Annotated in this window: 8 protein-coding genes; 2 read left to right on the top strand and 6 right to left on the bottom strand. The window is 47.4% G+C overall.

Features of this window, described 5'->3' with window-relative positions; translation table 11 throughout:
• Positions 1-3 precede the first annotated feature (3 nt).
• The 4 genes from JUB15_RS15640 to JUB15_RS15625 are packed head-to-tail and all read right to left on the bottom strand — an operon-like array spanning position 4 to position 7,699.
• Complete coding sequence (locus JUB15_RS15640) at positions 4-1,836, bottom strand: sodium:solute symporter family protein (RefSeq protein ID WP_207513426.1); 1,833 nt, start codon at positions 1,834-1,836, stop codon at positions 4-6.
• A 32-nt stretch (positions 1,837-1,868) separates the two neighbouring features.
• Positions 1,869-2,945 carry an IPT/TIG domain-containing protein gene (locus JUB15_RS15635; protein WP_207513425.1) on the bottom strand — a complete coding sequence of 359 codons (1,077 nt, stop codon included), beginning with the start codon at positions 2,943-2,945 and terminating at the stop codon, positions 1,869-1,871.
• Between the two features lie 20 nt (positions 2,946-2,965).
• Positions 2,966-4,531, bottom strand: a complete 1,566-nt coding sequence (locus JUB15_RS15630; RefSeq protein WP_207513424.1) for a RagB/SusD family nutrient uptake outer membrane protein — start codon at positions 4,529-4,531, stop codon at positions 2,966-2,968.
• A 27-nt stretch (positions 4,532-4,558) separates the two neighbouring features.
• Entirely contained in the window at positions 4,559-7,699 is a 3,141-nt protein-coding gene (locus tag JUB15_RS15625) for a SusC/RagA family TonB-linked outer membrane protein (protein ID WP_207513423.1), read from the bottom strand.
• 232 nt (positions 7,700-7,931) lie between these two features.
• Here JUB15_RS15625 and JUB15_RS15620 point away from each other — a divergent pair, with 232 nt between their 5' ends.
• The gene (locus JUB15_RS15620) at positions 7,932-8,810 is read left to right on the top strand and encodes a helix-turn-helix domain-containing protein (protein ID WP_207513422.1); all 879 of its coding nucleotides are present in this window, start codon (positions 7,932-7,934) and stop codon (positions 8,808-8,810) included.
• A gap of 251 nt (positions 8,811-9,061) precedes the next feature.
• A complete protein-coding gene (locus JUB15_RS15615) occupies positions 9,062-9,766 on the top strand; it encodes an NUDIX hydrolase (protein ID WP_207513421.1) in 705 nt (234 codons plus the stop codon).
• 114 nt (positions 9,767-9,880) lie between these two features.
• On the opposite strand, the gene JUB15_RS15610 is transcribed toward JUB15_RS15615, so the two are convergent.
• Together JUB15_RS15610 and JUB15_RS15605 are read right to left on the bottom strand one after the other, a co-directional pair.
• Positions 9,881-11,095 carry a glycoside hydrolase family 88 protein gene (locus JUB15_RS15610; RefSeq protein ID WP_207513420.1) on the bottom strand — a complete coding sequence of 405 codons (1,215 nt, stop codon included), beginning with the start codon at positions 11,093-11,095 and terminating at the stop codon, positions 9,881-9,883.
• A gap of 157 nt (positions 11,096-11,252) precedes the next feature.
• Positions 11,253-12,869 carry a RagB/SusD family nutrient uptake outer membrane protein gene (locus JUB15_RS15605; RefSeq protein WP_207513419.1) on the bottom strand — a complete coding sequence of 539 codons (1,617 nt, stop codon included), beginning with the start codon at positions 12,867-12,869 and terminating at the stop codon, positions 11,253-11,255.
• Between the last annotated feature and the right edge of the window lie 16 nt (positions 12,870-12,885).

Here is a 12,885-nt window from a genome sequence, read left to right as displayed (position 1 = left end):
ATTTTAGTTTTCAAGTTTATCCCACCAGGTCTTTTTCAGGATCAATACAATGATCAACAGTATGGCAACGGTGATCAATAAAGGCAGTTTTAGCCACAACACGATGTACATAGGCAGAATGGTTAAGCAACACTGGCCTGTGATACCTAATGCCACATTGAACATATCTGTTTTAAAATTCTTATTGGGCCTGAAAGCAGGGTCTTCGGCCATCACTTTTACCTGTATGGGTTTCCAGAAGCCCCAGGGTTTTACCGTTTTGTAAAACTGTTTCAGAACGGGTTCTGCGGTGGGCGGGGCCAGCCAGGTACCGATAAAACAACCGGCCAGCGAGATCAGGAACAACAATGGCCAGCTGTACAGGGGCAGGGTATTTTGAAAAATATAAGGGAATACCAGGGCGGCTGCAATACCACTGGCCATACCCCAAAAAAATCCGCTGGCGTTAAAGCGCCACCAATACCATTTCAACATATTCGCAGCAATATATCCGCCATATAAAGCCCCTACGATCCATTGCAGCACACTGTTAACATCTTTGGCAAAAAAACCAAGCGTTACGCCAATGGCCACCACGACAATACCGACCAGGTAATTGGCCGTGATGATCTTCCTGGTACCGGCATGCGGATCAATGTACTTGAGGTATATATCATTTACAATATAAGCCTGTGCCGCATTCAGGGTTCCCGAAAAAGTGCCCATAAAGGCGCCTAATAATCCGGTGAGCACCAAACCCAGTATGCCAACGGGTAAAAAACTGTTGATGGCCGCCGGTAAGATCTTTTCAAAATCGGTTCCGGCGCCTGACCGCAGATCCAGCTGGTCATAGTATAACAGGGCGAGCACCGTTAAACCAATGATCATCGAATACCGCACCGGCAATAATATGATGGAAACAAAGCCCGACATTTTACTCGCTTCCTTCGGTGAACGGGTTGATAATACTTTCTGCATATCATAGTTGGGCGCCGGCCCGGCCAGGCTGGCGAATATGCCTTTGAACAGCATCATCATAAAGAAGAAGCCGAACAAACCAAACCCATCTTCTGTGATCTTCTTGTTGGCGTCCGGCACGATGTTGCTCCAGTCAAGATCCAGCTGCCAGTTGAAAAAGGGATTGGTCCAACCAGCGGGCACGGCCATTTGGGTACCGGAGCCGTGCAAGCGCAGCATGGCAATGACCGCAATGGAAATGCAGGCCAGGATCATGATCGCATACTTGATCACATCGCCGAGCACAATACTGTGCATGCCGCCGAGAATGGAATAGAACATTGCAAACAGCGTAAACACGATGCCATACAAATGCGGCACATATTCCGGTGCCACTGTAAATGGCACATACGGCTGCACTATATGCCAGGGCACAAAGATCTCCATGAACTTGCCCAGGCCCACAAAGCCATAGGCCAGGAATCCCAAACAGCTTATCAGCGCAAAAGCCACCACTACATTATGCGAACCCCTTACCCCTCTGCCGCTCGATCCAAAACGGGTCACCAGCCATTCAGCACCCGTGCTGGCATTTGACCGGCGCACCCATTTTGAAATGAACATCATCATAAAAACCTGGTTGAATACAGGCCATAACCAGGGGATCCAGATCGATTTCATGCCATACACAAAACAAAGCGCCACCATCCACATGGTGCCACTGATATCGAACATATCGCTGGCATCGCTCAACCCCAGCATATACCAGGGCAGCGACTTGCCGCCCAGCAGATAACTTTCTTTATTCTTTCGCGCCCGCTTGCGCATTACCCAGCCAATTCCCACCATAGTGATCAGGTACAGCACTACGATGCTTACATCTAAAAGTGTTAATCTCATTATACGTTGCTCCTGTTTCTTTTGGGTTGCCGCTATTTCACCAGTAATACATCGTCAAAATAGAATACTTCATCCTGCGCATCGGGTCCCTTGATGCGGAAACCCAATTCGTTGAACGGCGACCCTTTTTCCCACAATTTCAATGTTGATAAAGGCACTTTGAAATAAGTCCATACGTTCGCCTTCACATCTATGCGGTTATCCTCGATATAAGTTCCATAGCCGCCGTCTATTTTATCTGACATGATATAAAGTGAATAATCCCTCGATGCACCTTTTACCCAAAAGGTCAGGTATTTGTAGGCAGGATCCATGGCTATGCCGGCTGCACTTTTGAAACCGATCAGGTGCCAGTTACCCTTCTGATAGTTCTTACCAACGGATCTGGTACCACTCTTGAATTCTGCCGTAGAAATAAAAGCCGCATCACCCCAGGAGTTATTGGTAATGCCCGCTCCGAAATCCTCTGCAAAAACGGGTAATGCCAGGTCAATGTTCACAAACTCCTGTGTGGTGGTCCGCATGCCCGTACCATTGGTAATATCGAGGGTAGCGCGCGGAACCGTTGTGGCCGGCATCCTGATCACCAGCTGCTTTTTTGATTTGGAAAGAACGGTTGCCTCTGCAGTAGTACCGGTCAACACCACCTTGCTTACGCTTTCCAGGTTATTTCCCGTTAATGTAAGCTCTGTTCCGGCTACATAATTGTAATTCGACACACTGGTCACACTGGGGTACGCCAAACCGTTAAATGGTACCGACAGCGTTTTTCCGGCGCCATTGGTAAAGATGATATTCTGCTGGCCGCCCGATACCGTATCAGGCACGCGGAACACAACAGCAGTGGCGGTATTAAGCGTAGTATAAAAAGATGCAGGCACGCTGTCCTTATCAAAAAGGATCTTCCTGATATCGCCCAGGCCGGTACCCTTCAGGGTTAGCACCGTGCCGCCGGCTGCAGAACTGGGGTCCAGACTTTCAGCCACCGGATCACCCGATGGATCGCCAGGATTGCCATCGTGATCCTTTTCACACGAATGCAGGGTTATGGCGAGACAGGCTGTTATAAAACCGATCGCAAGAGATCTATACTGAATGAATTTTTTCATAGTAACAATCGAGTTTAGAATTAATAATAACTAACCGGATCTTTTGCCAGCTCAGGGTCCTGCAATATTTCACCTGCAGGAACGGGCAGATACATATACCGTTCTAAAAAGGTTACATAGGCTGGTGCGTCTGCCGTGCCCCTGTTCTGCGCTTCAATCAGTTGCTTTGCTTTTGCAAAACCCTGTCTTTGCAGGTCAAACCAGTAATCCCCTTCAAAAGCGAACTCAACCCGGCGTTCTTTCAGAATATCATCTTTTGTGATCGAGGTCTTTGTTGACAAACCGGCCCTTCTGCGCACTTTATTATACGCTTCCACCGCTGATGATTCGGTAGTTGATGCGCCGGCGCCTATTACGGCCTCCGCATATATCAGCAATACATCGGCATACCGCAGCATCATGGTATTGATACCCGAGTTCATGCCCAGTACGGTTTCACCGCCAAAAGTTTTTCCAGGGCCCACTACGTATTTGGCAATATTCGAACGCGTCGCATTTTTAATGCCACCCTCGCCGTCTTTTTGCAGGGTATCGTATTTATAACCGTTCGCCATAAACGCATTATAGTTCGCGTTGGCGTTTTTCGGTTTCCACTCGGGTTTTGTCCAGCCATGCTCCATCACCGAACCTTTGCGCCGCAGATCACCGAACTCATAGGCATTTAAAATGTCCAGGCTGGGAATATACAATTGCCACATACTGGCTTCTTCTGTTTGCAAATTGGAGGGTCCCCGGTCAGGATTTTTCTGGTTACCTGATCCCCAGGGATTACTGGTAAGCTGGTGCTGGATGGAGAACAGGGATTCCTTATTGTTGTTAAAGCTGCTTGAATTGAACATGCCCGCATAATTATCAACCAGGTCGTACTGGTTGGAGGCGATCACTTCCTGCGCTTTTTTCCTCGCATTCTCATAGTCTTTCAGGTACAGGTACAGTTTAGCCATCATGCCTTTGGCGGAATACTTCGTCAACCGGCCGGGCTGCGGATCAGTTTCAGGCAAACCTGCTTCAGCCAGCTGCAGCTCTTCGAGCGCAAAGCGCAATACATCTCTTTGGAAATACCGGGGAATATTGAAATTGCCCGACAAAGCCGTTTTACCCGGATCGGTGATAATGGGCGCATCGCCCCAGATGCGGCCGATAAAGAAGTACACCGTTCCTCTGAAGAAATGACATTCTGCAATAGCGGGATCAATAAAAGTCCTGTTACCCCCCATAGCAATTTTCTGCTCCAGGGTTTTGATGTATTCGCTCGTCCAGCCGCCGATCTTGTAAAATACTTTCCACGCATCGGCTATCCGCACAGAGGTGGAAGCGTAGGAAAAATTCAGAAATGGCGGATCATCCCCACCGCTTGTATGTTCATTGCCGGCCATTACATCGCCGATGGCGTCCATGGCCCTGTTCTCATAACCCGACCACGGCAGGCCATATAATGTGCTGGTGAGCCCGCGCACTTCATCTGCTGTATTGTAATAGTTATCCAGGGTGGTTGCATCCAGGGCAGGCCGCTCGGTAAATTTTTTCGAACAGGATACCAGTACCAGTAGTACGGCCCCGAGGGTATATATATGATTTCGTTTCATTGTTATTTTTTTAAACCATCAGATACTTTAAAACTCAAGACTTGCACCGATCGTAAAGGAGCGTGGATTGGGATAGTGGCCCATATCAACATTCATGAGCTTGATGTTATTGTTGAAGGCCCCGATCTCCGGATCGTATCCGCTGTAATCAGTAAATGTTTTCAGGTTCTGTATACTTACATACACGCGGGCGTTGCTCACTTTTACTTTGTCAAGGATATGCCGTGGTAACCGGTAGCCCAGCGTAATGTTTTGAATGCGCACATAGGAACCATCTTCAACATAGCGGTCAGAGATATAAATGTTGTTGGTGTTCGTATTGCTGAACCGGGGTAATTTGGCGCTTGTATTGGTTTCGGTGTACCGGTCTTTTACCGTGCGCAGCTGGTTATAATTCGCATTATCCATTTTTTCCAGCTGCCAGCGAAGGAAGTTGAAGATCCTGGCGCCCTGGCTACCCTGCAGGAATACACTAAGATCGAAATCTTTATACTGGAAGGTATTGGTGAATCCGAAAGTGAATTTGGGAAGCGGGCTGCCGATGAAAGTAATATCCTCTGCATCGATGATGCCATCACCCGTCACATCCCTGAAGCGAACATCGCCGAGCCAGGTATGCGTTTGATCGACCGTATAATCAAACTGCGGCAGGCTGTTGTCCAGCTCATCTTTGGTGCGGAACAGCCCATCGGTAACCAAGCCAAAGAATGAACCAACCGCATAACCAGGTTTGGTAAAGGTGATGGTGTAATTGTCGTAATATACTTTACCCGACAGGCCGGCGGTTGACGCCGCCATTTTCTCAAGGCGGTTCTTGAAGTGTGAAAAGATGAAATTGGTTCTCCAGGTAAAATTGTTGGTCTTAATGTTATTGGTGGTCACACTGATATCAACACCGGTATTGCTCATTTCGCCCACATTGCCGATAGGCGCTTTAAGGTCGTCCCACTGGTCGCCCACGCCTATTAACCGCGGACCGGTCAGGAACATCAACATATCAGTGGTTGTTTTCTTGTACAGGTCTACGCTCAGGTCGATCCTGCCCTTCAGGAACGACGCATCGATACCTGCATTCTTCGTTACCACGGCTTCCCAGCTCAGATCAGGGTTGGAAATACCATTCAGGTAATTGGCGTCCCCAAAACCAACGGGCCCGGGCCAGAAGCCAACGACTGACGTGTATGGCGGATTGGGCGCGCCGGAAGGCAGGTTCTGGTTCCCAACAGCACCATAACCCACGCGCAGCTTCAGATAGTTCATTACATGTTTAATGGGATCAATGAACCGTTCGTTGGAGGCTGTCCAGCCCAACGATGCACCGGGGAAATACCCCCATTTGTTATTCGGACCGAAATTGGAAGAAGCATCTGCGCGGAAGCTTACCGACAAAGAGAAGCGGTCATCATAGGTGTAGGTGCCCCTGGCAAACCACGATTCCATGGCCCAGTTATTTTTGCCGCCTTCGAGCTCCCAGGTAGGTTTATCGCTGCTGCCGGCATTCAGGTCAAGGATATTATTGGCAAGATTGATCTTCTTTCCGTTTATGGATTCATAGTAGGAATACTGAGCTTCATGCCCTACGGTAGCAGAAATGCTGTGTTTATTAAGCCATTTATTATAGTTGAGGTAATTGCGCAGGGAATAATAATAACTGTTGGCCCGTTTGTCGAATAACTGGCTTTGCAGTTTGTTGGGACCAATAGCGCCTGCGTTCTGGTAGGCCTGGTTATTGTTGAGGCTAAGCGAATAGGCGAATTCTGTTTTAAAGGAAAGGTCTTTTCGCAATTGCACATCAGCGTAAGTACTGCCGAATACCTGCCAGTTGGTGCCTTTGTTGCCGCGGTAATGACTTCTGGCAATGGGATTGTCCTGGCCGTATTGAAAACCACCAACGGTAGTTCCACCGCCCCAGGTTCCATCGAGGTTCTTTACCGGGATGAGCGGACTTTGAACAGCGCCCCACCAGATGGTTCCTTCGGCCGCATCGGCCAGCGTCACATTCTGGATAGACCTGGTGGCATTGGTGCTGAAGCCGATCTTCAACCAGTTCTTGATCTGATGATCGATATTAAAGCGCAGTGCATACCGTTTGAAATCGGAACCGATGAGAATACCTTTCTGATCAAAATAGTTTAATGATAGATAGTATGATGTTTTGTCCTTGCCACCCGAAAAGCTCAGCTGGTGATTCTGCAACTGGCCGTGGCGGAACATGGCATCCTGCCAGTCGGTACCAGATCCCAATACAGAAGGATCTTTGAATTCCTCGGCAGGTAGTGAACCTATCAACGGCGCTACGGCATTCTGATACTCGGCAAACTCCTGCAGGTTCATCAGGTCTAATTTCTTTTGCACCTGTTGCTCGCCGTAATACATATCGTAGCTGATTTTTCCTTCACCGTTCTTTCCTTTTTTGGTGGTAATAAGAATGACGCCATTCGCTGCCTGTGACCCGTAAATAGCCTGTGCAGACGCATCTTTCAATACATCGATCGATTCAATATCACCCGGGTTAATGGAAGCCATTACGCTGTTACCGGTTTGACCATCGGAACCACCGAGGCCGGCATAACCGGTGGTGTTACGCGTATTACTGAAGAACGGAACGCCATCGATCACGATCAATGGGTCGTTGCTGTTAATAGATGTAACGCCACGCACCTTAACCGACACACCGCCACCCGGCTGGCCGCTGTTATTGGTAATGGTTAAACCGGCCACTTTTCCCTGTAAAGCCTGGTCGATACCGGCTACCGGCAGGTCTTTCAGGTCTTTGGCTTTAACAGAGGAAACAGCTGAGCTCACATCGCTTCGGCGGGCTGTGCCGTAGCCGATAACAACCACTTCGTTCAGTTTGCTATCGGTAATGTTCAGGGTAATCATGACCGATTGTTTTCCCTCGATGGAAACGTTCAACGGTTTCATGCCAACATAGGAGACTTCGAGTGCGGTAGCGCCGTCAGGAACTGTGAGCCGGAATTGGCCGCTGGCATCTGAAACCGCAGTTATTTTTCCTCCTTTTACTTTAATGGTAGCTTTTTCAAGTGGAACCCCGTTTTGGTCGGAGACAACGCCCGAGATCGTTTTGGTTTGGGCAAACGCAGGAGCCGTTTGTGCCAGTACCCATAGCACACCTATGAGTACCCGGCAGAGTACTTTTTTTCTCATACAGCAATACAATTTGGTTCAAATTTATGCTTCAAGGATGATTGAGATATAATACTATATTGACCTATTTTTATATTATTTCATGCGTTAATCGTGCAAAACACACGTATAAATCAGCTAAATCGTTACTCATGCTACATTTCATCGTTTGCACGTATATAATACAATTATGATATTAATTATACCGGTAATTGTATAAATTTGATCAGAATAACGATACAATTGCCAGCATATGAAAAGCACTTTATTACGGGAAATAACGCCCCTGACGCAAAGTGATTGTTTTACCCTTTTCTCCCGCATCAAATCTGAGTTTGATTTTCCCCTTCATTATCATGAAGAGTTCGAGCTCAATTTTATTCATAACGCCAAAAACGCCAGGCGTGTGATCGGCGATCATATTGAAGAGATTGATGAGCTGGAACTGGTGCTGGTAGGCAGCAACCTGCAGCATGCCTGGTTCACCCATCATTGCCGCAGCAAAGAGATCAGGGAGATCACCATCCAGTTTCATAAAGACCTCTTCGATGAAAGGTTCCTGCGCCGGAACCAGTTGAGCTTCATCCGCACGATGCTGGAAAAATCGCTGCGGGGCATTTTATTCTCCAAAGAAACGACCCAGCAGCTGGCGCCCCGTATTATAGAGCTGAACCAGAAGCAGGGATTCGATTCAGTGCTTGAATTAATGTCAATACTACACGATTTATCGATCTCACGCAATATGCGTATTTTATCAGACGCTTCCTTCAACAATACCGAACAATACACTTATAATAGCCGGCGCATTGAAAAAACGCTGGAGTATATGAACCACAACTTTGACAAACCGATCACACTGAACGAAGTAGCCAGGCTGGCCAATATGTCTGACGCCGCCTTCAGCCGCTTTTTTAAACAGCGTACCGGCAATACATTTATCGATAGTTTGACCGAGATCAGGCTGGGCCATGCGTCGCGATTGCTGATAGACACCACCCAATCGATCGCTGAAGTGGCCTATCACTGCGGCTTTAACAATATTTCGAACTTCAACCGGATCTTTAAGAAGAAAAAAAGTTGTACACCCAAAGACTTCCGGGAAAGCTTTTCGGGTACCCGGATCTTTATTTAAGACGTGATTTCCTGATCATCGTTAGTAAATGACATGTATGGGTGAACGGCAGACGGCTGCAACTTGCAAAAACCGGCAAATAGGCCCTGTGCAAAGGGTATGGCGAGGGCCCTATTTAAAAAAAATAGCTATCTTCATCACACGGTTATATTATTGTTCGGTTTTTCTTATTACTTTAACCCAAAATTCTATCCGTTTCCACTATTATAATTACTCGATTGTAGTAGTAAAATGGACCGATTCACTTTCATATGAAACATTATTCCAAGCAAAAACGCATGCTTGTTGCGGTTGACTGTATCATTTTTGGTTTTGACGGTCATGAACTAAAACTGCTGCTCATCCAAAGAGGTTTTGAACCCGAAAAAGGCAAATGGAGCCTTATGGGTGGTTTCGTTCAGCCTGATGAAGATTTTGAACAGGCCGGCGCCCGCATCCTTAAACAGCTCACCGGTCTTAAAAATGTATATATAGAACAGCTGTATGCCTTCGGCGAACCCAATCGCGACCCTGAAGAACGCACTGTTTCCATTGCCTATTTTGCCCTGATCGATATTCATAAATACGAAAAGCAACTGAGCGACGATTTCCACGCCGAATGGTTCTCCCTGAAAAAAATACCCAAGCTGATCTTCGACCATAGCCGCATGGTGAAAATGGCCCAGGAAAAACTTCGTTATAAAGCGGCCTTCCACCCTATTTTGTTTGAGCTGATGCCGGAAAAGTTCACCCTTCCACAATTGTACAACCTGTACACCGGCGTGTATGATACTGTGTTGGACAAACGTAATTTCACGCGCAAAATACTTTCTACCAAACTGCTCATTAAACAAAAGGAAAAGGAAAAAGAGGGTTCTAAAAAAGGCGCCTTCTATTATAAGCTGGATAAGCGTCGTTATGACTCGCAATTCCATGCTTTCCTCAACTTCATTCCCAACCCGGATAATCTGAAATAAGCAAATGGACACCCGGGGCATTGAGCACATTGAAATATTTATATTTTGAATACAAAACAGGTGTGGCACCCTTTAAAAGGGTGCCACACCTGTTTTGTAACTACCAGCCGCCAGTTATTTACTCAACTCTTTATATCTCTTACACGCTTCAATAAAATAATAATCGCCATAGGTCAAAGGCACATCTACCTCAGTGCCGGCAGGTTTATGCCCTACTCCATGCTGCAGGATAAAACCTCCATTCGTTCCGGCAGCAGCTTTATAGTCGGCACCTGATAAGTTTTTAATGAGGGTCGTTGCCACCTGCAGATACTCCCGGGCGGCTGCCCCTTTGGTATACTGGCTCAATTCAATAAATGCGGAAGCCATGATGGCTGCTGCTGATGCATCGCGCAAGGCATTGGGAATTTCGGGTGCATTGAAATCCCAGTAAGGGATCTTATCGGCCGGTAAATTGGGATGCGACAAAATGTATTTGGCGATCTTTTGCGCCTGCTGCAGGTAACTTGCGTCTTTGGTATAGCGATAGCAAACCGTATAACCATATAGACCCCACGCCTGGCCGCGCGCCCAGGCGGAAGCGTCAGCTGCCCCCTGCGCTGTTTTCTTCTGTTTAACCGCGCCTGTATTTACATCATAATTCAATACGTGGTAAGAACTGTTATCAGGGCGGAAATGATTCTTTAAAGTGGTATTGGCATGGGTAACCGCTATCTTATAGTAAGAGGAATCACCGGTTGCTTTGGTTGTTTCAAACAACAGCTCCAGGTTCATCATGTTATCAATGATCACGAGAAAATCGGACGGATCTTTAGAATCCCAGGACCTGATACAACCGGTTCTTTCATTGAACCGCGTGCAAAGTGATTTGGCGCTGTTCAGTAATATCGCTTTGTACTCCTCTTTTGGTTTGATGCGGTTGGCATTACCAAAACTGCAGAACATCATAAACCCAAGGTCGTGGGTGGTTGTGTTATATTGCTCCTTTTGTAATATGCCCAGGATACGATCGGCTTCATTGTACAGCGCAGTATCGCGGGTTTCTTCGTACAGGTATAACAGCGTGCCGGGATAAAAACCGCTGCACCACCAGCCCGAGCCACTGGTCTCTGACTTACCGGTTTGCGGATAATACGTCTTCGGGAAACGGCCGGGCGGCAAACTTGCTTTTAATACTTTGTATTGCTTCGCGCCATCTTCAAAATTCGTGGCGATCGTTTGCAGGAGCGCATCGCTTTTTACCGCAGTCGCTCTCTTCTGCGCCTGGCAGGCTACGCTTATCGTTATAACCATTGATAACAACGCAGGAACAATAACAGGTGATCTCATGGATAGCTTTAATTTCCGTCGAAAATAATGAAATGTATAGTAAAACCGGGCGATTATCACTAAGCTATATTGGTAAAAAAATATATGATCCTTACATAGGCAGGAAGTTGACCAGTTAACGGGTTAACTAGTTAACTGGGTCAACTGGTCAACTAATCTAATAACCCTGATTCTGCTCCAACACTGCATCCTTGTTCAAATCCCTTTCCGCCTGCGGAATGGGTAACAACAGGTGTTTGCTGTTCAGCCCCAATACCGGATTAATATTTTGCGTATTGTATTTTTTGGTGCGGTCAACCAGTGTGCCGGTACGCATCAAGGTCATGCGGCGGTTCTCTTCAGCTAACAATTCGCGCACCCTTTCATCGAGGATGAGATCCATATTCACCTGCGCGGCTGTTACTGGTGTAGCGTTCGCCCTGGTCCTGATCTCATTCAACGAAGCAGCTGCTTCGGCCAGCTTCCCCTGTTTGAACTGCGCTTCTGCCAGCAGCAAATAGGTTTCGCCCAAACGCATTAAAATGAAATCCTTGACCATCGCAAATCCGAATACATCGTTGGGATCGAACTGGTACCATTTGGTAGTATGCGGCGCGATCTTGAACACCGTATCAGCGCCTACGTACGGAACAGGCTGGCCATAATTGGGCTTTCCTGCTGTATTGTAATAAAACCGGTGACGGATATTGTTCTCGGAATTACGCATATCGCCGGGCTCATACAAGCCATACACTACCCAATCGGTAAGGCGCAACCGGGCAATGCCCCTGCCACCGAGGGAATCGCAGATGGTCATATCGGTGATCTGGTAATACGCAGCACCCCAGTTACGCCGCTGTTGGGGAGCACCACTGTAACCGCCAACTACGGTACTTGTATTTTCCAGTTCCAATACCCAGATGGCTTCTTTATTGCCTTGTCCGTACCGCTGGTTGCCATATACAAACATATCAGAAAAAGGATCACCGGGCTGGCTCGTGCGGATGCCATACCTCGATTTGGTCAGACTAAACTTGTTACTGTTGATAACGGCTTTACATTGCACTTCCGCCAGATCGTTCTTTCCCATGCGCAAGTAGGCCTCTGCCAGTAACTGCTGCGCCATGGCCTTGTTGGCCCGGCCATACAACCTGCCTTTTGAGTTCGATTTCACATTATCGATCGTGGGCAGCCAGGTTGCCGCAAAGCTGAGATCCTCGATGATCAATGCGTTTACAGAATCCAGTGAGGCGCGCACAAAATCTGTTTTAGGCCTGGATAACGGTTCTGTAATAATGGGCACTCTCCCAAATAAGGTAGCCAGGGTGTTGTAGGCATAGGCCCTGAAAAAACGGGCTTCACCATTGACAGTGTTCCTGGCGGCATCTGACAAACTGGTAATGGCCGGATTCTCTGCGTTCGCAATAATATTGTTGGCATTATTGATCATCTGGTAGGCCCAGCTCCAGGTAAAGGAAGCAGCAGCATCTGTAGAGATCAATTGCGAATAATCATAATAAGGTACTTCTATGCCCTGCTTTTGCGTAGGCGGCACGAACGCAATATCAGTTCCGGCCTGCCATACACTGGGCCAGCCCTGCGCATCGCTCTTGGTTAAGAACAATCCCATCTGGTAATATAAACCGATAGCAGCCGCTTCAAAGCCCAGGCTGTCGGTCAGCGTTTCAGGCGCATAATTCGAATACAACTTTTCGTCGAGGAAAGTTTTTTTGCAGGAATACAATCCCTGCAAAACCATGTACACGCACAATATGGTGATGATATGCTTTTTCATTTCTCCAAAAAATTTA

The organism is Longitalea luteola (genome assembly GCF_017356035.1).
Classification (GTDB): domain Bacteria; phylum Bacteroidota; class Bacteroidia; order Chitinophagales; family Chitinophagaceae; genus Niastella; species Niastella luteola.
This window is presented reverse-complemented; position numbering and strand designations above follow the sequence as displayed.

Bases quoted from the DNA above. Each gene is read 5' to 3' on its own strand.
- JUB15_RS15640 (WP_207513426.1), bottom strand. From the start codon at position 1,836: ATGAGATTAACACTTTTAGATGTAAGCATCGTAGTGCTGTACCTGATC.
- JUB15_RS15635 (WP_207513425.1), bottom strand. From the start codon at position 2,945: ATGAAAAAATTCATTCAGTATAGATCTCTTGCGATCGGTTTTATAACA.
- JUB15_RS15630 (WP_207513424.1), bottom strand. From the start codon at position 4,531: ATGAAACGAAATCATATATATACCCTCGGGGCCGTACTACTGGTACTG.
- JUB15_RS15625 (WP_207513423.1), bottom strand. From the start codon at position 7,699: ATGAGAAAAAAAGTACTCTGCCGGGTACTCATAGGTGTGCTATGGGTA.
- JUB15_RS15620 (WP_207513422.1), top strand. From the start codon at position 7,932: ATGAAAAGCACTTTATTACGGGAAATAACGCCCCTGACGCAAAGTGAT.
- JUB15_RS15615 (WP_207513421.1), top strand. From the start codon at position 9,062: ATGAAACATTATTCCAAGCAAAAACGCATGCTTGTTGCGGTTGACTGT.
- JUB15_RS15610 (WP_207513420.1), bottom strand. From the start codon at position 11,095: ATGAGATCACCTGTTATTGTTCCTGCGTTGTTATCAATGGTTATAACG.
- JUB15_RS15605 (WP_207513419.1), bottom strand. From the start codon at position 12,869: ATGAAAAAGCATATCATCACCATATTGTGCGTGTACATGGTTTTGCAG.